The following is a 21,997-nucleotide window of genomic DNA, read 5'->3' on the forward strand; positions in this document are numbered from 1 at the left end:
CTTTTTCTTCAATTTTTTGAACACTGAAATGGAGCAGCACTAAGTTGGTAATGTCCCCAAAGTCAAAGAGATTTCACTCTCACGCATTATGGATTATTTTACCTTTACATTTTTCTGGCTTCATCAAATATCTTGTCTAGCTCCTCGGAGTCCTTACGGTTGGCAGATTCCCCTGTATCGTCTGCCCAAATTGTTAGCATTCTAAAACATAGCTTAACTGATAACACTTTTTGAGTGTTGCAGTAATCAAATAATCTTGTCTTCCTGTCTGCTGGATTCTTCCATATCTCGTCAAATGATTTGAACGTGGCATATCCCCCAGGTACTTTACTCAGCATATCCCTGAACTGACCAGCAATTAAATAAGTATCTGGTGTTAAATTTAACTGCCTAGACGGAATACTTTCCACAGGAAGCTTTACCGTGTCTGACTGAAACTTTTCAGAGGTAATCGAGTTGGTAGCAGCAAAGCCGCTGACTGATGTAGATGACCACAGGAGACTTGCCACGAGTGCGATCTGGATTTTGCGGGATGTACTCATTTTTTGTTAAGAAAGATGTAACTAATGCCTGGACTCTAAGCGGTTTTATCTGACGCTTATTTATTAGTTAGACGTTTTCCCACCCCAATTTGGGAATTTTTCGAGTTACAGGCAAATTTTCTCTCCAAAAATCTCCCCTCAACCCCTAGAACCCTTGCTCATCTTACCTTTTGGCTGCTGCAACATCTTCTCAACTTCCCCACATGCGGGATAAACAACGGCTGACTCAACGCACTTTCATCTCCAGACTGGAAGGGTAGTAGAGATGTAGGAATGATGGGTTGACACTCCCCGGCCTTGAAGGCGCGGGGATTCTTGGATCATCCAGTCGATTTGCTTGTTGATGTCACCACCAGCGAGTAGAGATCGGTCTGTCCCCCAGCGTGAATTCCGGCGTGCCCCGCCGTATTTAAATTAAATTTTGCCTGCTTTAACCCTTTCGCCAAAATGTTCAACGCAGCATTGTGGTCGCGATCCAATATCGTACCGCAACCACAAATATGGGTTCGAGTTGACAGGGTTTTCTTGACTAGATTGCCGCAATTTGAACAGTTCTGAGAGGTGTACTGTGGTGGAACAGCAATGACTGTTTTGCTGTACACTTTCCCGAAATATTCCAAATAATGATCAAGTTAGTGACCAGGCTGCATCGCTGATTGATTTAGCGAGCTTGTGGTTTTTAACCATATTCCGAACCTGAAGGTCTTCGTAGGCTACAAAATCGTTAGATTTTACCGCGCACAACGCCGTCTTTATGGCGAAGTCTTTACGCTGCCTGCTGACTTTCCGGTGTTTTCTTCCTAACTTGTTGATCGCCTTTTTCCGGTTCTTGGAACCTTTCTTTTTCCGAGAAACTCGCTTCTGCAATCTCTTCAAAGCTTTTTCACTCTTTCGGAGGTAGCGAGGATTAGGAACTGTTTCGCCGTCGCTATCAGTATAAAAGTGGTTCAATCCCACGTCTATTCCAATAACCTTACCAGTCGGAACAAGTTCCTCTTTCCGCTCCACGTTGATACAGAATTGGGCGTGGTAGCCATCGGCACGGCGCACAATCCTAATTCGTTTAATCTCATCAGGCGCATAAAAATGCAAATCCCGACTACCGATTAACTTGAATCTCCCAGCAGCAAATCAATCTTTAAATGTTAGGCATCTTTTGTCACTAGAAAGCGACCAACCGGACTGCTTGTACTCAACAGAGCGAGTATGTTTCTTGAACTGCGGGTATCCTTTTTTTCCTGGCTTCTTAGCTTTGCAGTTAGCAAAGAAACGCTGGATAGCAAAAATGGCACGTTCGGCGGAAGCCTGACGTGCCGTCGAATTAAGCTTGCCTGCCCATTCAAACTCTTTTGCCATAACGGCGCATTGTTTGTACAGGTCTACTAGCTTAATCCCTTGATTATCTATCCAATGTCTAAGAGTTTTGTTTCGCACAAATTGAGCCGTCCGAATCATGTTGTCGATGATTCGATACTGCTCCGCTTTGCCCTTCAACTTAAACTCTAATACTATCATTTCAATAGTCTACCACTATTACAGAAACTTTGATTTGCAAGTCTGTATCTTTAACGAATCTTCACAGTCTCTGTAATTAAAGCCGTCCTATAAGGACGGGGCTTTAGACCCAATTTCTTGGTAAAGTTTCCAGACATAGTACGGTGACTTGATAGCTAATTTCTTCATCCTGGCTTTTTGGGGGAATTAGTGATTCCCAATTGCATTGGGGTTGAGACTTTTCTGGCAAAGGAATTACCAACTTTAAGGCGGGCGAGGAAGAATTTAGAGGAGTATCATCTTCACCGGCCAGATATTTGGTTAAATGCCTTCGCAGAATACGTCCGGCTTTGGTCACGCATTTGCGGACGTTTTCTTCAGAGCATAGAAAGAGCTTGGCAATATCTTGATAAGATTTATTTTGGTAGTGGTATAAGACAAAAGTATCGCGGAGTCTGGGAGGCAAGGAGTCAATTTTGTGGTAGATATATGCCGGCAATTCCAGGTCTATAAGATTAGGTTCAGTAAATCCTAAGTTAGAATAAAGTGCGGGATAATCTTCCAGTTTAATCTCGTCTATGTTTTCAATTATTAATGTTTCTCGTTTTCGTTTTCGATGGAAATCTATGCAGAAGTTATAGAGAAGTTGAGTTAACCAAGCTTTAGGACATTTAATTTGAATTCCATAGTTTTGCCATTCATTCCAGGCTTTAAGCATTGCCTGACTCAATACTTCTTCGGCATCGAGTGGGTTTGAGTTCATCCACTTGAGACAGCAATGGGAAAGATAATCTTGATGCGCCTGCCATTCTTCCCAAAAAATTGTATTTTTATCTTCAGTTTCATCCCACAGGATTGATGCAGCCACTGATTGAGAAGATGACCTGATTTTTTGAGGTCTATGGCTATTGCTTTCCATTTACATTTACAGGAGATTCCACATTTATGAAGTACACCCGCCTATCTTGACATCTCCCCATGCCTAAAGGCGAGGGGATTCATAAGACCACAATTTAAGTCTTACAGGTGCTGAAAAGTCACCTCTACCAACTCCACTTAGATCGAGTCCAAGTATTGTTGCTACTTTACGACCAATATTTGCACAACCATTGCAATCTGCATTAATTAGCCACCCCTTCGCTGTCCGATATAATCCACGTTTAATTCTTGTTCCCGAAGCTTTCCACCACTCGGATTTTTCGCCGATTTTAGGCAGTTCGTCAGCATCGAGAAAAGAAGTTTTTGAAGTAGAGGATTCTTCGGTTTCGACGAATTTAATTCCGTACTGTTCGCCGAGTTGAGCAATTCTATCTTTTAACCTACGCGTGGGAATCTGAACAAATTTTTGATTGGTATTTGTACCCAGATTTAGCGAATCTTTCTGATGCTTGTTCCATCCAAATATGACTGTACCAATCTTGGATGATATACAATGATCGATAACCTTACGAGCAGCTTTATTAACTGCATCCCGCATTGTTCTATTTCTGCTTTCGGTCAGCCGTTCCAGTCTTTTCGACCAGAATCCATTGTCTTTTCCAGACATCAAGCTTGCCACTCGTTTGTTATAGCCTTGGTTGATGGACTTGAGATGCTTTCCGTCTACGATGAATGAAGTTCCAATATTGCTGACACAAGTTATCCAGTTGTCCATCCCGTGGTCGATCATCAATACATAATCAACGTTGACATCGGATTGAACAGCTTCTTTTTGGTAAACCAATTCTAGATAAAAACATCCGTTTCTGGGTAAAATCCTGTACTCTCGAATCGAAGAATGCTCCTTATTAGATGGCATCGTCAGATAGAACGCATCTATGCCAAACCAAGCTTTAACTTGCTTCCCTAAAGGAAATCGCAACATTCCATCTTTTAATTTGACTGATCTACCTGTAAAAGTTACAAGGGCTAATCCACCTTGTCTGTATCCAGGAAGTCTTGGATGTTGCGTCACTGTCCCTTCTTTGATTCCAGCAAGCCCGCCCAAATAGGATTGGAAAGATTCAGCAACGCTAGTCAGTATCTGCTGTGCGGTATCTGAATAAAAAGCTTTATAATGAATGTTTCGATTGTCCGTTTCTAAAACTTTATGCAGCTTGGCTCTACTCGGTATCCTGCCAGTTTTGAAGAATAGTTGTCTGGCATAATAATTTCCACAATTAATTAACTTTGAGGCTTCACTACACAAGAATTCTAAGACTGCTTTCAATTCTTTGTCTGGACTAATTAGATTTTGCTGGCATCCATACATTCTGTTTTCCTCCTTGCTCTATATTAGCATAGTATTCTTGATTAAAGGTAAGGATTCAGGTCTAAAAACTTGCGGCTCCAACGCTTGTCTGGCAAGGGTTTTAGGGCAAACTAAGGGTTTTTGTCTTTCGTGGTTAATTGTCAATAAACGAGGATAAGTGACAGTTTTTCGTGGTTTATTGAGAATAGAGATTGATTTAGTATCAAGCTCCATATCTAAAGTCTTTGCCCAGCAAGGAGTTCAGTGACCTGAATCCTTACCCACTGCCTGACAACTAACGACTGAATCCCATCCCCCTTAATTGGGGGATTTTCGTGTCTACAAGTTTTGTCTACAATATGTTGACAGTGTAGACAGATATCAGTTAGTGTAGACAAATACTGTATACAGGTGTCTACAATGAGTCAAAGTCAAGTCGTATCATTCAGGGCTTCTGGTCATTTTCTGAACTGGATAGAAGCTCAGAAGCTAGACAGTGAGTCGCTTAGTCAAGCTGCACAACGCATTCTCAAGGAAGTCTCAGGCACGTCTACAGCGCTGTCTAATTTGTCTACACCTATAGTGTCTACAGTGTCTACAGACTTGTCTACACAAAGTAATGATAGCGTCGTGTCTACAGAAATTGTAGACACTGTAGACAAGGCTGTAGCCGATCGCCTTGACCCGGTGATGGAGCGGATGGCCGCCATTGAGGAACGGCTGGGAAAATTGAGTGCCTGAGTGATGGCAAAGATGAATCACTCAGGCAGGAATTGAAAGCGGCCAACAAGCAGCTTGCAGAATGGGATAAGGAACTGAACCAGTTGCATGAGCGCAATGGTGACTTAGGACTGAAGGTGCAAATGCTGGAGCAAGAACTCAAGGAAGTGCAGCGCGATCGGGAAGAAAGTAAAAACTCGGCTCCGACCGTCGCAGAATTTCCAGAGCCGGCCGACTTGCTCAATCAGTTAAAAGCGCAGCGTAAAAAGTCGAGGGCGGACTTGGCAGATATGGAGGTGGTTTTGGACATATTAGAAAACCATTGGCGCGAAAGTTGAGCGGAAAATGGTTTTTCTTGCTATGCAGTCAACCTGAAACCCTTAACGGACAAGAGAATTGTTAAACGGAGAGGGTGGGATTTGAACCCACGGAACCTTGCGGTTCACCTGATTTCAAGTCAGGCGCATTCGACCACTCTGCCACCTCTCCCGGCGCATAAATTTTATCATACCAGCAAATGTCTCTAACTACAAATAGCTGCAGATTCAGTGCGCCGATAAAGAATTTGTTCTCTTTCTACCGCGAAATCTTCGCCTACCCATACCAGGGACACTTCCGACACTGCTCCATTTTCCAGCAGGACGATCGAGAAATTCCGCAATTTCGAGCACTCTCTCTCCACAATTCGCGGTACGCTGGCCGCATTCAAATACACCGTACCCTCTGCACTCACCTCCAGCGACTTCCGCAACTCGTGCTTTGTGTGCCGCAGTTTGTGGTGCATATGACCAAAAGTTACCAGAGGTATGTGCTTTCCTGTGGTACGAGTTCGATCGATCGCCTCCGCAAAATCCGGGTCGCCCCAATCCCCTCCCAGTGGCTTCCAATCTCGCCCGCAGGGGTCTTCAGGAGCCTCTCCTAACCCCGTCGGGCCCGTGTGACCCAAAAAAATCACATTTTCGCAATCGGCATCCGCCGCAGCCGCTGCAATGCGCCGCGCCGACTCCTCAAAACTTTCTACCCCAAACCACTCCGAGTAAAAATCCCCGTACTTCCACTCCGAACCCCCCCAAGTAAACGGGCGGCTTCCCACCACAGTTACGCCCAATTCGGGAAAATCCCGTTTCCCGTAACCGACGTGAGCTTCTCCCATTAAATCTAACTGCTGTTTTACCCAATTTTCTTGAGTGCGATCGTAAGGACACTGACTGCGGCCCCACTCTGTCGCCGTGTACCAAGCATCGTGGTTCCCAAACACCGCTGCTTTCGGAATGTCCAATTGGGCGATCGCCCGCACCACCTCCACCGACTCATTGCCAAAATCCCCCACAAACAGCACCAAATCAACGCCCAGATGCTTCAGGGCCTCGCCGTCTTCAGCTTCCCAGCGATCGTGAACATCCCCAACCACCGCAATTTTGATAGATTTAGCCTCATTCATGTGATTTGCGTTCGTTCGATCGATCCCTTACCGCTTAAAAATTCCTACTAAACTTACCAATTTTCGGCAAATCCAGCCTTCACTAATTATACAGTGCAGCCTCTCCCAGGGAATTTGAGATTTTAGATTTTAGATTTTAGATTTGCTCAGCTTTCTTCATCTTTCACTCCAGGGCGCAAAAATTCTCTCCCCCTTTGACATGAGAAGCGATTGGCCTGAAGTTAAGCCCGTTAATCACCGACTCCAACGCCATAAAACTCAAGCGAGTCGGGACAGAACCCCTAGACTGAATTATTCCTCCCTATCAGGTTCCGCCGACCTTTCTTCATCTTCAATTGCAAATTCGCTGATGTAATCTCGCACGACACGCTCGAAGAACAGGGTGGCCGGTAAGCTCGACCAGTCGCTGTAGTGACCGAAACCATAGCGCAGAGATTCTACCAGTGCAGCAAGGCGATCGGGCTTGTCATTTTCTTGTCGCAAGGTAACAACAATCTCAAGGGGATTGGGAGTTGTCCACTGACCCAAAAACGGCGGTTTTCTTGCGATTTTGTCAACTTTTAATTTAGCTTTATTTAAAAGTTTGCCTTTGGAATCATCAGATTTATTTGCAGCTTCGTCAACTTTTAAATCAGCATTATTTAAAAGTTTGTCTTGAGAATCCTCAGCTTTCTTGGCAGCTACGTTAATTTTTGTTGAGCGATAGCAACTTTGACCGCGTAATTTACCTGGTTTTTCATTTCTTACAGATAGATAAGCAACACAACCCGTTTGATTAGTTGCACTTAGTCGAAATAATCCCTTTACACTAGAGGCTGAAGGAATTTCAAGGGTTGAAGTCAGTTCTTTTTTTGTCCGCGTATCTTCCAGAGAAGTTTCTGTTAAATATCGGACTTTTTTATCTATAATTCCAGGGGCGAGGTCTTGGCGAATCCGAATTATCCGCGCGCCTTTCCATTCTTGCTCCATATGTTCGTGCAAGGGGCTTCCCGACTGGGTTTCAAAATTAATCTGATTTGCATTCATTTTAGAATCGGCAAGCCAAGACCAAAGTTTCACGCAGTTGGAAGAATCGATCGTAACTAATGGTTGATTTCCCTCCTCTACAGAATTGGAAATAATCTGCTTGACAAATTCCATGAAACGATTCCGACGCACATCTTCTTTGTCAGCCAGTTTCACGGGGGAGATTTGGGAAATGAAGGCGATCGCATCAGAAAACTTGCTCCAAGGACTGATTTGTAAACTATTCCTATCATAAGCACAGCACAGTTCGCACTCGCCTGTCTCCACGTTGAGACGCATAGCAATTGGTAAAAATGTCTTCTCAATAGAGCCGCGAGCGCGACCTTTCTGTTTGCGGACGATCGTAATCCCAATAATTTCTTTTGGTCTGGCTTCTTGAGGAGTATCTTTTAGCCATTTGTCAACCTTTTCCTTGACATCATCAATGCGGCCAGAATGAGCCCAAAGTAAGTCTTTTAGGGCCGCTTGCACTCGATGGGAAAAATTATCGAGGTTGAGAATATTTTTGTCCTTAGTTTTTTCAATCGGTAGCAGAAACTGCACGCAAGAACCAGCGATTTTAGCCAGTGCTTGACGGGAGGAGGGTTTATTCACCGAATCATCATGTTTCTTGTCTGGATACCATTCCCGTGCCATTACCAGGCAAAAAGTTCGCTGTTTGCGTAAAGCAAGTTGTTGGACGATCGACTCCCAGGCTTTTATGCGGTTTTGCGATCGCTCTTTCGCTTTCAAATTTGCACCGGGCAATGACTCTCTCGGCCCGTGAGTGTTTGCTGGCAAACGATTAGCCATGAGTTCGATCGCACCACCCCACAGAACTGGAATCATTGCTTGCAGCAGTTTCACTTCGGTTTGACATTGTTCTTCGTAAAAGACAACAAGCAACAGTCTTTCGTTAGGATATAGCCGACGCATAGCTTCCTGGTTTGCCTGAATCATCGCCTTGAGTTCTTTTAATTGACAAACCAATTTAAGGGCTTTTCTGCCTTTTGCAATATTATCTAAATTGATATCAAGGTGTTTAGTGAGCAAGCTGTTTAACTCATTGTCCTCAAAGCTTTCTAGATATTTGGGAGTCAAATCATAGCAGTCGTCTTTTTCGAGAACTTCTAAAGCAGCACCTAACAGAGTAGGCAAATTAATCATGCGTGAAGCTGTATCATCTAATTTGTGGCTTTCACCTCTCTTAAAATTTACAGGATAGTAATTATCAAAAGCTTTAAAACCGATAGGTTCAATAATTTTGGCTATCGACTCAAAAGCTTCTAATTTATCAATCTCCGGTACGCCTGCGTCAATTCCGTGTTTCCCTTCTTGCAATCCGTTGCGGTAAGTTAATACTACTTTACAGCTATCCGTTGAAGCTTTCCCCAAAGCAATTTGGGAACCATCAATATTTTGACCGTTAGGGGTTTTCAGCGGGAGTTTTAGCTTGCCGCGCAAGGCTTCAAAATCTTTATCGATCGCCCAAAACCAATTTTTCTTTTTGTCGGGTTGATTTTTCTCAGGTTTTTCGGAATCGGAAAGCACCGTGTAGCGAAAGGTGCGATCGCTATAATCATCAGAAAAGACAAAGCCGCTAATATTTGCTGAGTTATAGCGTGCAGGTTGTAACCCACTTAACCAGCGGCGTTTGGAAACATCTATCTTCAATAAAGGCTGGTGCAAAGAAGGATAGGTTACAACTTCTAAGCGTACCACCAGACTGAATGTTCCTGTAGTGTCGGGTAGAGTAATGGGATCGGTAATCAATTCTGCCATCCCAGTTGTGAGGCTACCACTGCTGGAAATAACCCGCTTCATTGTTCCTAGCTCCTGAAAAATCTCTTTTCCCGCGATCGCACGAGCTGCATAATCGACTAACACGCGATAATCATAATTGTTGCTGTGTTTTGTAGTTCCTGTATTTGGATTCCATTTCCAAGGTAAAACTTGAGACTCAGACGGAGTAATTGTTAACAACTCCTTTCGATCGTGCAAATCTTCCAAACGGTCGATAACTTCCACTTGCCCATCTTCTTTTTCTGCAAAAGGTTTTAGGAAATTTGTTATCCACTCGTTGATAATTGGGCGTAACGCTTTCTGGATATCTTGTGTACTTTCGGAATTTAAGTAAGCAAATGGTTCCGGCTCATTTACACTTTTAGAATTCAACGAATAGTTACTCAAACCTACATTTGACTGAATCCGTGCGGCACTGTCAAGTCCTACTTCTAACAAACCTCGCAGCGAGGCATAAGGGAGATTTTTGATGGCTGAATCGCCCTTGCAAGCACCTTTTTGGATGGTCGAAAGCTCATGTAAAGCAGATTTTGTCCAACCTAGTGTCAAGCCTTTGACTGTTACTGGCTCGATATTATCTGGGACGGTAAAAGCTAGGGTAATTTCTTTCAGACTCTTATTCGCAAGAGGAATGTAAAGAGTGTCTGAAACCACAGTAGCTTCAGTTTCTTCGTCATCATCGGATTCGATTTCGTCAAAAATGTCGTCGTTCATGGTTGCATCTCCAATAATAGTGGTTTCCTTTATAGTCTTGGACGCATGGGGACCAGAAACCGGGTTTTTTTACGAAAATATTTCGTTACAGCCCGTAGATTCGGTAAAAAACCCGGTTTATTTGGTCTGAATGCGTCCAGGAGTGCTTTACTTCGCCGTCATCATCGAATTCAATTTCGTCCAAAATTTCCTCGTTCATGCTTACATCTCCAATAAAGGCGAAAAATCATTAAAATCGTCTTCTTCCTCTGTCAAACCTTCTGAATCGCGTAAACTTTCCGGGTAAACTATGCCATTAATGCGCCGCAGGGGCTCCAGAAATGCACCGTAAAGTTCTTGATAAATTTCTCGAATCACTGGATCGGGATGCTTGACGCATTCTTCTAAAATAATTCGCATTTGAACTAGCATACTGTCCCGCCCGGAGTCAGGTTCATTTTTAGTGGATTTAATAGCCCAAGCTGCATCGACAAAGTAAACTTGTACCGGACACCCATTTCGCATCCCGCGCCCGATAGTTTGCAAAATCCCAACCATCTGATTTGCCGTAAACGGTTTAAATAAATCTTCACCCAAACGGCTAGCCATGAGAGGTTCGCGTAACAGCCGATTAGCCGTTTTCCAGAGTTGTTTTCGGGACTGTTTCCAAGTATTATAAATTGCTGGCAAGTCTTCTGATTCAGTAAAAACTCTACTGTTAAATTCTTGGGTAGCTTTTCCGGCTAGACTGTACAAAAGTTGCGTATCGTCAGTCGTGGGATGGGGACGGGTGAGGAAATAAATTGTACCAATGGCTGCATCGAGTTGCCTATCTCCTTTGGTGAAAACAATATTCACGCCTCTACCAATTGCCAACATGGGAAAAATGATAATATCGCAAGTTTCATCATCTCCTAAAGCCTCGCACTGAGCCGTGGTAACGAAATCTGTGGGTTGCTCTCCGTTTTTGAGAAAATTAACAACTGCTTTGGTTCTTTTGCCGATTTCTGGATGGTAATCGTTGATAAAATTCTTAACGTTCCGAGCTTGTTCGTAGCTGTTAACAATTAAGGCAGCTTTGCGGTAAATACCATGTTGCACGTCAAAGTTGAGGATGGATTTGTAAATTTCAGATTTCTTGGTTCCTCCTTGCACCAGCGCGTCTACCATTTTTTTTAAATTACGATCGCGCAATTCGCCTGCACCGCTATATCGGAGAGGTTCATCGCGCGATTCGCGATCGGGCAGCCATTTGAAGCGGTAAAAGCTCTTTTTGGGTTCGTGTTCTGTTTGCCGCGGTTTCAGCAGATAATCCGGCCCAGAGTTAATGTGATAAGCAGGACTTGCTTCGAGAAATGAGGTAGCTGAAGTCATTAAAACTGCCGGCGCTGTCAGTTCGCCATCTGCCTCAAATAACTGATGAAAACGGTGCATTAACATCCGAGGCGCGCCCACAAAAATAATATAAGACAGTTCCACATTTCGGGCTTGAGAGCGAGTAGTTTGTGCCGATTCACAACTGTATTTCACGCCCGAAAAAGACCCCAAAATATTCTCAGGAATCAGTTGTCGCAGTTCGGGTGTTGCCGTTGATTCGACAATCGGTTCCCGAAGCAGTCCTTCTGCTACCATTGTTCGAGTTTGCGGTACGATACGCTGATAGCCTAAAATCACAAAAGTAACGCAAACAAGTAAGGTAATCGTATCCTGAGCTTCGCCTGATGCAGTGGCATCCTTAAAACACAAAGGCAAAAACAATTCGGCAATTTCTTTGACTATTTTATCGCGCCGTTCGATCAGATTCTCCGCTAAATAACGACGAAAATAAAGAATTTGAGTTTCCCATTGCTGTTTGAGCGTGTCGGCGTTTATTCCCAGCCTTTGAGCGCACAGATCCATGTTTAGCCGATCGTGCGGTTCAATGCCAGTGCGATCGTAAAAAGCATGGTAAGCAGCCGTTTCCCAGAATTCTTTCAAGGCTCGACTTTTGCTAAATCCCTGTTTGACTTCCTCTTCGTCAAGGCGATCGCGTTTAGAAGTTTTCTCATAGCCATCCAACAAATCGCTGACTATTCTCAGAACGGTTAATAACTGATTCTCATAGCGTTGGCTCACTCGCGATGAGGGCATATTTTGAACGGCAGTAATTAATGATGTATTGCGATCGCCAAATTCCGATAAATTGCGGCTGTAAAGTTCTACATTGCGGTCGAACAATCGATAGTTTTCTCCGCGAGCAAAAGGATTGTGAATTTGCTCTTGAATGGCTAAATGGATAGATTCTTTCGCCCCGGAAAGTTTTAAAGTTGCAGCACCGTAAGCATCCAGATTTGATTGCACCATATCTGCTTCGTCAAAAACTACGACATCGAATGTCCGGGCAATTAATTCAAAATAACGAATGCGCTCGCGAATAGCATGGGGTGGTACTTCCGTATCCATTGAAAGAACGTGGCCGACCCAAATATCGGCATCTAGCAAATCGCGGGGTGCTTTGTGGCGACCGCACATCGTCCAAACCGGACAAAGATACTTTTTCATTTGCCCTTTTTTGCCACCGCTTTGTAAAATTTCATTGCAGGGTGCATAACCAAATCCCCACATCGAAGTATCAGCAGTAGAAAACGCAGGTAAGACGCAATTTAAGCCAAAAACTTCTGCTTGTTCCAAACTATAGCCAAAGCCGCCATTTCCCCCTGATGCTGCGATCGCCTCGGCAATATTGTTAGCGTGTCGGCGGCGAGTTCCATCGCTTTGACCGACTAGCATTCCCACTTTAATTTCATGAAATGCTAGTTCTGCCATGTACTGTCTGGCAACTTCAATAGAGGGAAACACAAACATCGCTTTATAACCGCGTTTTCCCAACCACACAGCTATTAATACGAGCAAAGTTGTTTTGCCCGATCCAGGCAGTCCAATTAAGTGCTTGATGCCTTCTAATTCGATGACTGTTTCTTCCCGCAAACCCTTGCCAATTTCTGGCACCTTAAGTGCAAAATGTTGAAACCGTTGTACCCAGCTACCCCGTCTTTTTTCAGGGTGATTTGCTTCGCGTTCATCCATCTCAACTGCTAACTCGTACAGTTCCGCAAGGGGAATGCGGATTTTTGCTTTCGGGGCGCGATCGAGGGAATGGGTGCGGCGCGGCGCAAGTGGGGCTGCGATCGGCCCAATTGGCACTCTCGCGGCTGTTGTTTCTTCACCTAAAGCAACGGCCATTGGCTGGCGGGGATCGGCAAAGGTGGCGCTGTAAAATTGGTGTGCTAAAGGCTGACCCAGAATTTGACGTGCTTGGGCAATTAAAGGGTCTTCTAGGGGGTCTGTGCGTTGAAAGTGAAGTGTTTCTAAGTTAATTTTATAGGTTCCTTGAGTTTTGTTGCGGTAGTGGCGATCGTTATAAATAGCAACGGCGTGTTTCACTGACTGTTCTGTTACGTAAGCCAGCGACATCAGGCGCATATTGAAAATGGCTTGGCGGGCTTTTGCCAACGCGGGTGCATTGATGATACTCGCCATTCCCGATATCGTTAAAGGGGCATATTCTAGGGAATTAGTTTCGATAAATTCTGCCATCAAGACACACAGCCAGCAAATGCGATCTATTCCCGTCCAGAAATCTGGTTTAATTCTCATATTTGATTTTCTTTAACAACTGTATGACTTGTGAAACAGACATAATTTCGAGAGTAGCAGGATCGCCTTTTTTATCGATCGCTGACCGGAAAGTAGAGAGGTAATCTGGCCGCTCCTCAATTAATTGGTCGCTGACGGCAATGATGCGGCGGCGGTAGTGAATCAGCCCTCCGATGCCAGTGCGGTTGAGGCGCAAAGCAAGGGAGACAGGACTGGTGTATGACTTAGCATCAATGCCGATATTGCGACCGTTAATTGCTACATCGCATAGGTCTGATTCTGGGTAAAGTTCGGCATCTAGTCCGTTTTTTATGGCTGCCTTAAAAATTGCTAATTCGTCGATCGCCGGCCCAGTCCAATAGGTTAAAATTTGCGGTTGGGCAATCAGCAATCGGTCTTGGTTTGGGTCTGATTTCTCCGAAACTTTTGCTGTTGAGGAGTTGTGACCGAGGCATTGGCGAATCGGACATCGCCCATCGGGAAAAAGTTCTTTATTGGGATAGGGGCGCATCAGCGTACCGCAATACGCGCAGCGATGAGCGTGTCCGTCAATTAACCAGACATCCGGCACGCTATCAAAAAAGGTGTCAACAATCATTCCCTGTAAAGGCGTTAAATCGTTGTCACGTAAATAGTCTAAGAGTTGGTGTTCTCCGATGAGCGATCGGCTGCCAAATAGCGATCGCAAAGCCGTATAAGCTTTGTGCTGGCGGCGAATCCCCAATCGTTCAGTTGCCTCGCGCAACCGTTCGTACAGGCGGTGTTCGATGATATTATCTTCGCCAAAAGTACCTTTACTGTTGGCAATTACTGCACAATCTGGGGTTGGCACTCGCAAGTCGGGATCGATGAGAATTACTTGACCAGAGTCAAAATCGGCGTGACAAAAAATATCTAATTCCCACTTATTGAGGGGATATCTAGCACGTTCCAAAACGGTATGCACGCAAGCCGCGCGATCGCTTTGTCCGGATTCGATATACAGCCTGCCCAACTTGCACATAGCCCGATAAAGTTCCGATGGCATACTATCATCGTCTTGGCGAACGATGTCTCGATTGAGAATTCTTGTGTATTGTCGCAGAATTCCCTGGGCCAGCAATATAACAGTATCTTCAGCGAAATCGATCGTGCTGGCGTGTCCTGTGGGTAATGGCAATGTCGTTGTTTGCATTTGTGGCAACCAGGTTGGGTCTTGACGATCAGCCTCGGCAAGAATTTGTTGCTCCAATGTTGCGTCGGGGAATGAGGGTAAAACTTGAGCGATCGCGGCCAGCGTCCAGCCTTTCTTGAGCAAAAGTGCTGTTGCCAGTCCTTCTAAAATCTGCCGAAACCGAAATTCTTGACCTTTCGGCTGTGACAGGAGTTGCTTGGCTCTCCACGATCGCACAGTTCGTAAGGCTGGTGGTTCCACAGATAGCCCAAGCTGCTCAATCCGTCGTTTTAGTTCTTTTGTCAGAAACTCAGCAGTTCCCTGCCACTGGCGATCGTCTTCAAAGTACATAGATGTATAAAACCAACTTATTTACATTGTATAGTGATTACAGTAAACGATGTAAATAAAGGATGTCAATAGAGGCTACTCAAAATACTCGTGGCTCAAGGTAGTCATTTACCTGTGAATATCTTGCTGGATAAAGCTTTCAGTCTAATTAGAGTCAGGTAAAAACTTAGCTGAGTCCACTCTTGGATCGCAAAATCTTGCTCCCACTGCCAGTCAGTCGGTTAACCTATGGCAAATTTTCTACCTCTGGCCCAACTCCCCACCGTTTTTGGTGAATTCAACTATAATTCAAAATACACTTGAGTCCAGCCCGCACCTTCCCCGGAATATTCTAACTGTGTTTACCACCGCACCTGCTCCGAACTTTACTCAAACCCGACTGCCCAACGACTTGTTTGCAGCCATTAACGCCCTCAAACAAGAGTTGAACGCCGTCATTCTCGCCCACTATTACCAAGACTCCGAGATTCAAGACATCGCAGACTTCATTGGCGACTCCCTAGAACTTGCCCGCAAAGCCGCCAACACCAGCGCCGATGTCATAGTTTTTGCCGGAGTTCATTTCATGGCTGAAACCGCAAAAATTCTCAATCCCGACAAATTAGTATTGTTGCCAGACTTAAATGCTGGGTGTTCCCTCGCCGACAGTTGTCCTCCCGAAGCCTTTGCAGCTTTCAAAGCCGATCGACCAGGACATTTAGTAATTTCCTACATTAATTGTACCGCCGCAATTAAGGCAATGAGCGATATAATTTGCACCAGTTCTAACGCGGTTAAAATTGTCAACCAAATTCCCGAAAATCAGCCGATAATTTTTGGGCCCGACCGTAATCTCGGCCGCTACGTCATGGAACAAACCGGCAGAAACATGGAGATATGGCAAGGAGCCTGCATCGTCCACGAAAACTTCTCAGAAAAAAAGATAGTTCAACTAAAAATCGAAAATCCAGAAGCCGAAATAATTGCCCACCCAGAATGCGAACCTCCCGTGCTGCGCCATGCTAATTACATCGGCTCCACCACCGCTTTGCTCAAATATTCTCAAGCTAGTTCCAGCCAAGCTTTTATTGTCGCGACTGAACCGGGAATCATTCACCAAATGCAAAAGCAAACTCCGCACAAACGCTTCATCCCCGCTCCTTCAACTAATAATAACTGTGCTTGCAACGAATGCCCGCACATGAGATTAAATACCTTGGAAAAATTGTATCTCTCCCTAAAAAATCAAACTCCTGAAATTACCATGCCCCTAGACATTCAACTAGCAGCTTTGCAGCCCATCCAACGAATGCTAGAAATGAGCTAACCGCTGGCTATTTTTCAGTAAACACATTGTATGCTGGGTTGGGCGCGGCGATTAAATTCAGTCCTGGCCTAACCCACCAACATCGATCGGCAATTCGTGAAGCAGAGGTTAACTCTTTCTCTTCCTCTGCGGTTCATTCCTTTAAAACTCATCAACAATAAATGATGCCAGAAAAACTGATTGTTTTCACCCGCTATCCCGAACCGGGGACAACCAAAACTAGACTAATTCCGGTGCTGGGAAAAACAGGCGCTGCCAACCTTCACCGTTTGATGGCTCAACGGACGATCGCCTGTGCTCTCTCTCTCGAAAAATCCCGCCGATTATCGGTAGAAATTCACCGAACCGGCGGCAGCCAACAACTGATGCAAGAGTGGTTGGGAACTGATATTAATTTTCAAGATCAAATAGACGGCGATTTGGGCGCAAGAATGACAGCAGCTTTTCAAAACTCTTTTAATTCAGGGGTTGAGAAAACAGCAATTATCGGCACTGATTGTCCGGATTTGAAAGCAGAAATCATGGCACAAGCTTTTGAGGAACTGAGCCAGCACGATTTAGTCTTGGGCCCCGCAAAAGACGGAGGTTATTATCTGATCGGGCTGCGGCGTTCGATACCGGAATTGTTCAGTGGCATTCACTGGGGAACCAGTGAAGTATTTGCTTGTACGCGGGCGATCGCCAAAAAACTAGACCTCAATATTGCTTATCTTCCCACACTTGCAGATATCGATTTACCAGAGGACTTGCTCGGTTTAGATATTAATCTATTGAAATAACTAAACTATATTGAATGGGCATAAAATATTATAAATTATCATAACTAATTATAATAAACTACTTGATTGTGAAACCATAACGTCATAATATAGTAAGTGTATTTGTCTAACCAAATGCTGAATATCAGTAGTGGTTAGACAGCGCTTGGGACAATAGTCCCAGGCGCGAGAAAAAGCCAAAAATTAGCAAATAAATGAGCAACTAACTGCTCTGCTTTGTAGGAAACCCGCCCTGCCAGATGAAAGCCCAATGTAGGCGCGGGCCCGGCGTAAAAAATTAGCAACTAACAGATAAGCTTTGTATAAAACTCGCCCTCCCACGTTAAGGCCCAATGTAGGGGCGATCGCGGCGTAAGAAATTGGCCAAATAACAGATAAGCTTGGTACAAAACCCCTCTCTCTCACGGGGTGCTTAATTCTGTATGTCGCCGGAAAATCCCAATCTCAAAATTTCCATTATCATTCCAGTCTTAAACGAAGCACCTACAATTGCCCGAGTCATCTCCACGGCCCGAAAGGCCAAAAATGTCGAAATAATTGTCGCCGACGGCGGCAGCAGCGACGGTACTACAGATATAGCAAAATCTTTGGGCGTGCGAGTTATCTCCACCGCCCCAGGCCGCGCCACCCAAATGAATGCAGGTGCCGCTGCAGCTACTGGAGATATCCTGCTGTTTCTCCACGCCGACACTCTGTTGCCTCGCGGGTACGACTCTGGCGCGCGTCGGGTACTAGCTAACCCGTCTGCTGTAGCGGGGGCCTTTCAACTCAAAATTGACGCCCCCAGTCTCAGCCTGCGGCTGGTAGAAACAGGGGTAAACTGGCGATCGAACTTTTTGCAAACGCCCTACGGCGACCAAGCTATTTTCCTCCACGCAGTTACCTTTGACAAAATCGGCGGTTTTCCCTACTTGCCGCTGATGGAAGACTTTGAATTCGTGCGCCGATTGAAAAAACAAGGCCGGATTGAAATAGTACCCCACCCTGTGCTGACATCCGCGCGTCGGTGGCAGCAGCTTGGGGTCATCAAAACCACCGCCATTAATCAAATAGTAATCATCGCTTATTTCCTGGGAGTGTCGCCCGATCGACTCGCTTTCTGGTATAAGAGGCAAAAGAAAAATTCTTCCAAAAACTAAAGAATAGTGAACTTTTCTAAAGCTCGTCGTTAATTATGTAAATAGGAAACACGTCCCTGCGTAAAATATGACTTGAACGCCTCAACTTTTACGCACAGCGAGGACACACAGAATATGGCAGATCCCAGAGATGCAGAGCTTATTAAACCCTTTAACGGCGACCCCTTCACGGGTCATCTAGCCACCCCCATCAGTGCTTCTGATTTCACAAAAGCATTTATTGGGAACTTGCCGGCCTACCGCAAAGGACTCTCACCCCTAGTTCGAGGTCTAGAAATCGGTTTGGCACATGGTTATTTCCTCGTCGGCCCTGAAATCGTCTTCGGGCCCCTGCGGGATTATCCAGAAGCAGCTAATCTCGGGGGATTATATACAGCCCTCGTCTTAGTTCTGCTGGGCACACTAGGTATGTCTGCTTACGGTTTAGTCTCTTTCAAACAAGACAACACCAGCTACCCTAGCGCTAATCCCATGACTCCCGATTCCCTCAGAAATGCTGAAGGCTGGAGCCAGTTTACCGCTGGTTTCTTTATTGGTGGAATGGGTGGTGTCTTTGCTGCCTACTTCTTACTCGAAAACTTTAACGGCGTTGATGCCATTTTCCGGGGTTTAGTCAACAATTAGACTCGACTCCCACATATCCCTGTTGGAACACACTAACTTTAGTTTGGAGAATTTGATATGACAGGTTCCTACGCTGCCTCTTTCTTGCCTTGGATTTTGATTCCCCTAATTACCTGGGTGATGCCAGTTGTGGTAATGGGTTTGTTGTTTATCTACATTGAAAGCGACGCCTGATCCTTACCTCTAAAGTAAGACCTAAGTTGGAAAGCCGAAGTAATAAGACGATTGACGAACAATTGCTCTGACATTTCTAGATAAATCTAGGGAAAATCAGCAAAAATTGTTTTGAGATTGCTGGCTATCCGAAAACTTAGTTTCTTTACTCCCATCCCCAGAATTTATCTGTGGAGCAATCTTTCAGTTTTCTTCCTTCAAAACTCATAATTGCAAAAAAATCCTCCGCCTGCAGGCAGAGGATTTTTTTACAAAGAAGACAAATCATCCGCTCAGAGGACACAAATTGCCAAATTCTAAGCCACAATTGTTATGGAAACCTACTAATGAGGAGACAGCGATGCAATTTTTCCCCGCACGCCGCATCTTAGCTCCATTCCTGATCTCGGTACTGCTGCTGGTGACCGCCTGCGGCCAAACCCAAGCCCCATCACGCTGGGACAAAGCCCAGGAGGAAAGCACCCAAAAACCTGGTAAAGCACAGCAGACAACTGCTGACAAATCAACGGCTAGTAATCAAAACCTGCCCAAAAAGGCAGTTGCAGGCGGTAAGTTAAATAAATACTTCCCGTCTTCTGGGAGTGGATTCGATCGCGTTTTTGCTCAAGAAAAATCCGGTTTTGCTGAAGCTAAGTTGAACAAAGACGGTAAAAATGTCGCGGTGCTCTCGATTAACGACATCGCCGGCAACCCCAGCGCAGCTACAAAATTTAAGCAAAGTACCAAGCAAATTGCCGGCTATCCCGCCGTTAATCAGGGTGCTAATATCACCGCTGTTTTAGTAGCAAATCGCTATCAGGTGAAAGTTCAATCCCGCAATCCCTCTTTTACCGCCAGCGATAGGGAAGCTTGGCTGTCAAAATTTAACCTGGGCGGCCTCGCCCGCCTCAAGTAGCAATGTCTTTTGTCCAACTCCGCGCCCGACTCAAGTCTGGCGGTATCAGAACTAAGTCTGCCACAATGAGGCTGTGAAGTTTTGCAATCTGCCAAAAGTAATACCTTTGATTTTCGTTTCAGCATAAGGAGTTTTTTGTGAGCAAAACAGTCTTTGAATTAGTCGATCAACTGCCTCAAGACAACATGACTGTCAAAGCGCTGCGAGCGCTTGACTTTGTGGTTCCCGGCGAGTGGAACAATTTAGTTGGCTTTGAAAATACCATTCGCACCGTTACTGGGGAAACAGACGAAGAACTGATCCAGCAAATTGGCGAGCGTGCGATCTACCTCTACAACGATAAATCTGAGGGCTACCAGCGCGCTCTTTGGCTCTACCAAACTATTGACAACGCCGACAAGGCTTTGGGCACTGCCGCCCTCGCTAATAAGGTTGCGGAAAATGTCTCGTTTTTGTCGTTCCTTGGCAATATCACTCCCAAGGCTGAAAAAGCTCAAACGATCGACCTTTCTCTGAAGTTAGTCACTGAGTTGCTCGCTTTTTGCCAAATCAACGGCATTCCCGGCGACAGCATCGGCGATTTTGCCGCATCCTTGGGCGACTACGGCGGCGAATCCCTGATGCGGATGGCTGCTTTGGTTTGCTTTGATGGTTTGATTCCTTTGGGCCCAGACTTTATCATGGCAACTCAGTCTTGGATTCAAAAGCTCTCTCCTAGTGATTTGCAAGATAATTCGGCCTTTAAGTCGATCGGTGGCATGATTCCTGGGGGCTCTCCCGCAGGCCAACTCGGCTTTATCGGCGAAAGCTTTAACTCGGTTTCCGGCTGGATGAGCTCTTTTGTGGGCGATCGGGGTTTGACTCCCCAAAACGTACTCGGCCACTTGCAGAATTTTGTAGAAATTTCTGCTGACAAGGTGGACTACGTGGGCGCATTCCTCGACATGACTACCAACTACTACGAACACACCGGTGTTCAAACTCTAGCCCGCCGTTTGATTGAACGAGCTGTCGCTGAGATTTAGAATAACCAAAGGAGTTGTGATGTTTGCCGGCGATCGCCCTCTGAGAGTGTTTTGAGTTCAAATTTTTTTGACTAGCCATTCTCTCAGGTTGGTTTGCGATAAAATGTGTGCCCTCAAGAAAGTCGATCGCCCGCTTGCTCAACTCCCAACTCCTTACCGAATCACTTTTAACAGGAAGCGTTAATGTCAGAAGAACCGAAAAATCCTACCGCTGGCGAATCGGAAACTCCCAGTGCGTCGATCGATCACGCCCCGAGTTCCGACACAGCCGAGACAACCGACCTTCCCAGCACTGACAAGCCTGAGCCGGCTGCTAAAAAGCCCGCCGCCAAGGCCGAAGGCGACAAGCCCCCAGCTAAAGCTAAAAAGGAAAAAGCACCTGCTGTTGAAGACAAGCCCTTTGCGGAATTTATTCAACAAGATTATTTACCGGCCTTGCAAACTGCTTTGACTAAGCAGGGCGTTAAGGATTTAGAGGTGAGTTTGGCAAAGCAAAAACTCCCAGTGGCGGGCATGAGTTCCGCCGGGGATTGCTGGCAGGTAATTGGCAAATTCCAAGAAGGTCAGCGCCAATTTAACCTGTATTTTCCTCAAGAAAATATTCAAAGTCAAAGGGCGTTTTCCTGCGCTGAAAATAATACCAAAACCAGCACTTTAGAGCCTTTTTTGATAGATGAGCGCAAGGTAACACTAGACCTCATGGTGTTTGGCGTCGTCCAGCGGCTTAACGCTCAAAAATGGCTAAATCTTAATTAACCTGAGTTCGGGATAAGAAGAGGGGGGGACAATAACTTACTCAAAGTCAACCCCTACTCCCCTTCTTAAGGCAAGGCTGTTTCATTCTCACCAAAAACATGAATTTTGACTCTTGTAGTGCCTTTCTTTGCCTACCCCCGACCTAGAGGATTTGATCCCACATTCCGCACCCCCAACTGGCACATAGGCAGATGGAGGGGATAAAAGTGAATCATCCGAGATAATAGTGAG

Annotated in this window: 17 protein-coding genes, 1 tRNA gene and 1 pseudogene; 10 read left to right on the forward strand and 9 right to left on the reverse strand. The window is 45.3% G+C overall.

Annotated features, from left to right (window positions below):
* Nucleotides 1-104 precede the first annotated feature (104 nt).
* The 4 genes and pseudogenes from QUB51_RS13005 to QUB51_RS13030 form a co-directional block, all read right to left on the reverse strand.
* Nucleotides 105-542 (reverse strand): hypothetical protein, encoded by a 438-nt coding sequence (locus QUB51_RS13005; RefSeq protein WP_333056266.1) that lies wholly within the window; start codon nucleotides 540-542, stop codon nucleotides 105-107.
* A 320-nt stretch (nucleotides 543-862) separates the two neighbouring features.
* Nucleotides 863-2,057: pseudogene (locus QUB51_RS30400) on the reverse strand (RNA-guided endonuclease InsQ/TnpB family protein).
* Nucleotides 2,058-2,160: 103 nt separating this feature from the next.
* Nucleotides 2,161-2,955, reverse strand: coding sequence for a sigma-70 family RNA polymerase sigma factor (locus QUB51_RS13025; protein WP_333240724.1), 795 nt, complete (start codon nucleotides 2,953-2,955; stop codon nucleotides 2,161-2,163).
* A gap of 63 nt (nucleotides 2,956-3,018) precedes the next feature.
* On the reverse strand, nucleotides 3,019-4,287 hold the full coding sequence (locus tag QUB51_RS13030) for a transposase (RefSeq protein ID WP_333056272.1): 1,269 nt from the start codon (nucleotides 4,285-4,287) through the stop codon (nucleotides 3,019-3,021).
* A gap of 399 nt (nucleotides 4,288-4,686) precedes the next feature.
* Between QUB51_RS13030 and QUB51_RS13035 the strand changes: the two genes are divergently transcribed.
* Nucleotides 4,687-5,007: a hypothetical protein gene (locus QUB51_RS13035; RefSeq protein ID WP_333056273.1), complete on the forward strand. Its 321-nt coding sequence runs from the start codon at nucleotides 4,687-4,689 to the stop codon at nucleotides 5,005-5,007.
* 32 nt (nucleotides 5,008-5,039) lie between these two features.
* A complete protein-coding gene (locus QUB51_RS13040; protein ID WP_333056274.1) occupies nucleotides 5,040-5,324 on the forward strand; it encodes a flagellar alpha dynein in 285 nt (94 codons plus the stop codon).
* A gap of 66 nt (nucleotides 5,325-5,390) precedes the next feature.
* Here QUB51_RS13040 and QUB51_RS13045 read toward each other — a convergent pair.
* From QUB51_RS13045 to QUB51_RS13065, 5 genes are all read right to left on the reverse strand, one after another.
* Nucleotides 5,391-5,475 (reverse strand) — tRNA-Ser (locus tag QUB51_RS13045).
* Between the two features lie 34 nt (nucleotides 5,476-5,509).
* Nucleotides 5,510-6,427, reverse strand: a complete 918-nt coding sequence (locus tag QUB51_RS13050) for a TIGR04168 family protein (protein ID WP_333056275.1) — start codon at nucleotides 6,425-6,427, stop codon at nucleotides 5,510-5,512.
* Nucleotides 6,428-6,718: 291 nt separating this feature from the next.
* Nucleotides 6,719-9,949 (reverse strand): RNaseH domain-containing protein, encoded by a 3,231-nt coding sequence (locus QUB51_RS13055; RefSeq protein WP_333261708.1) that lies wholly within the window; start codon nucleotides 9,947-9,949, stop codon nucleotides 6,719-6,721.
* Between the two features lie 201 nt (nucleotides 9,950-10,150).
* On the reverse strand, nucleotides 10,151-13,564 hold the full coding sequence (locus tag QUB51_RS13060; RefSeq protein WP_333261711.1) for a pPIWI_RE_Z domain-containing protein: 3,414 nt from the start codon (nucleotides 13,562-13,564) through the stop codon (nucleotides 10,151-10,153).
* Nucleotides 13,554-15,068, reverse strand: coding sequence for a restriction endonuclease-related protein (locus QUB51_RS13065; protein WP_333261714.1), 1,515 nt, complete (start codon nucleotides 15,066-15,068; stop codon nucleotides 13,554-13,556). Before QUB51_RS13065 ends, QUB51_RS13060 begins: the two co-directional genes overlap by 11 nt.
* Before the next feature lie 337 nt (nucleotides 15,069-15,405).
* Here QUB51_RS13065 and nadA point away from each other — a divergent pair, with 337 nt between their 5' ends.
* The 8 genes from nadA (at nucleotide 15,406) to QUB51_RS13105 (ending at nucleotide 21,766) form a co-directional block, all read left to right on the forward strand.
* Complete coding sequence (gene nadA / locus QUB51_RS13070; protein ID WP_333261717.1) at nucleotides 15,406-16,374, forward strand: quinolinate synthase NadA; 969 nt, start codon at nucleotides 15,406-15,408, stop codon at nucleotides 16,372-16,374.
* Between the two features lie 161 nt (nucleotides 16,375-16,535).
* On the forward strand, nucleotides 16,536-17,153 hold the full coding sequence (locus QUB51_RS13075) for a TIGR04282 family arsenosugar biosynthesis glycosyltransferase (RefSeq protein ID WP_333261721.1): 618 nt from the start codon (nucleotides 16,536-16,538) through the stop codon (nucleotides 17,151-17,153).
* 422 nt (nucleotides 17,154-17,575) lie between these two features.
* Nucleotides 17,576-18,292, forward strand: coding sequence for a TIGR04283 family arsenosugar biosynthesis glycosyltransferase (locus QUB51_RS13080; protein WP_333261724.1), 717 nt, complete (start codon nucleotides 17,576-17,578; stop codon nucleotides 18,290-18,292).
* Nucleotides 18,293-18,406: 114 nt separating this feature from the next.
* Entirely contained in the window at nucleotides 18,407-18,916 is a 510-nt protein-coding gene (locus QUB51_RS13085; protein ID WP_333261727.1) for a photosystem I reaction center protein subunit XI, read from the forward strand.
* 57 nt (nucleotides 18,917-18,973) lie between these two features.
* Entirely contained in the window at nucleotides 18,974-19,090 is a 117-nt protein-coding gene (locus tag QUB51_RS13090) for a photosystem I reaction center subunit VIII (protein WP_333042098.1), read from the forward strand.
* 340 nt (nucleotides 19,091-19,430) lie between these two features.
* A complete protein-coding gene (locus QUB51_RS13095) occupies nucleotides 19,431-19,985 on the forward strand; it encodes a hypothetical protein (RefSeq protein ID WP_333261734.1) in 555 nt (184 codons plus the stop codon).
* Nucleotides 19,986-20,122: 137 nt separating this feature from the next.
* Nucleotides 20,123-21,010: a hypothetical protein gene (locus QUB51_RS13100; protein WP_333168041.1), complete on the forward strand. Its 888-nt coding sequence runs from the start codon at nucleotides 20,123-20,125 to the stop codon at nucleotides 21,008-21,010.
* A gap of 183 nt (nucleotides 21,011-21,193) precedes the next feature.
* Entirely contained in the window at nucleotides 21,194-21,766 is a 573-nt protein-coding gene (locus QUB51_RS13105; RefSeq protein WP_333261731.1) for a DUF2996 domain-containing protein, read from the forward strand.
* Nucleotides 21,767-21,997 lie beyond the last annotated feature (231 nt).

The sequence above is a fragment of the Microcoleus sp. AT8-A3 genome, from assembly GCF_036705675.1.
In the GTDB taxonomy this organism is placed as follows: Bacteria; Cyanobacteriota; Cyanobacteriia; order Cyanobacteriales; family Microcoleaceae; genus Microcoleus.

Coding starts and splice junctions, on each gene's coding strand:
- QUB51_RS13005 (WP_333056266.1), bottom strand. CDS start 542: ATGAGTACATCCCGCAAAATCCAGATCGCACTCGTGGCAAGTCTCCTG.
- QUB51_RS13025 (WP_333240724.1), bottom strand. CDS start 2,955: ATGGAAAGCAATAGCCATAGACCTCAAAAAATCAGGTCATCTTCTCAA.
- QUB51_RS13030 (WP_333056272.1), bottom strand. CDS start 4,287: ATGTATGGATGCCAGCAAAATCTAATTAGTCCAGACAAAGAATTGAAA.
- QUB51_RS13035 (WP_333056273.1), top strand. CDS start 4,687: ATGAGTCAAAGTCAAGTCGTATCATTCAGGGCTTCTGGTCATTTTCTG.
- QUB51_RS13050 (WP_333056275.1), bottom strand. CDS start 6,427: ATGAATGAGGCTAAATCTATCAAAATTGCGGTGGTTGGGGATGTTCAC.
- QUB51_RS13055 (WP_333261708.1), bottom strand. CDS start 9,949: ATGAACGACGACATTTTTGACGAAATCGAATCCGATGATGACGAAGAA.
- QUB51_RS13060 (WP_333261711.1), bottom strand. CDS start 13,564: ATGAGAATTAAACCAGATTTCTGGACGGGAATAGATCGCATTTGCTGG.
- QUB51_RS13065 (WP_333261714.1), bottom strand. CDS start 15,068: ATGTACTTTGAAGACGATCGCCAGTGGCAGGGAACTGCTGAGTTTCTG.
- QUB51_RS13075 (WP_333261721.1), top strand. CDS start 16,536: ATGATGCCAGAAAAACTGATTGTTTTCACCCGCTATCCCGAACCGGGG.
- QUB51_RS13080 (WP_333261724.1), top strand. CDS start 17,576: ATGTCGCCGGAAAATCCCAATCTCAAAATTTCCATTATCATTCCAGTC.
- QUB51_RS13085 (WP_333261727.1), top strand. CDS start 18,407: ATGGCAGATCCCAGAGATGCAGAGCTTATTAAACCCTTTAACGGCGAC.
- QUB51_RS13090 (WP_333042098.1), top strand. CDS start 18,974: ATGACAGGTTCCTACGCTGCCTCTTTCTTGCCTTGGATTTTGATTCCC.
- QUB51_RS13095 (WP_333261734.1), top strand. CDS start 19,431: ATGCAATTTTTCCCCGCACGCCGCATCTTAGCTCCATTCCTGATCTCG.
- QUB51_RS13105 (WP_333261731.1), top strand. CDS start 21,194: ATGTCAGAAGAACCGAAAAATCCTACCGCTGGCGAATCGGAAACTCCC.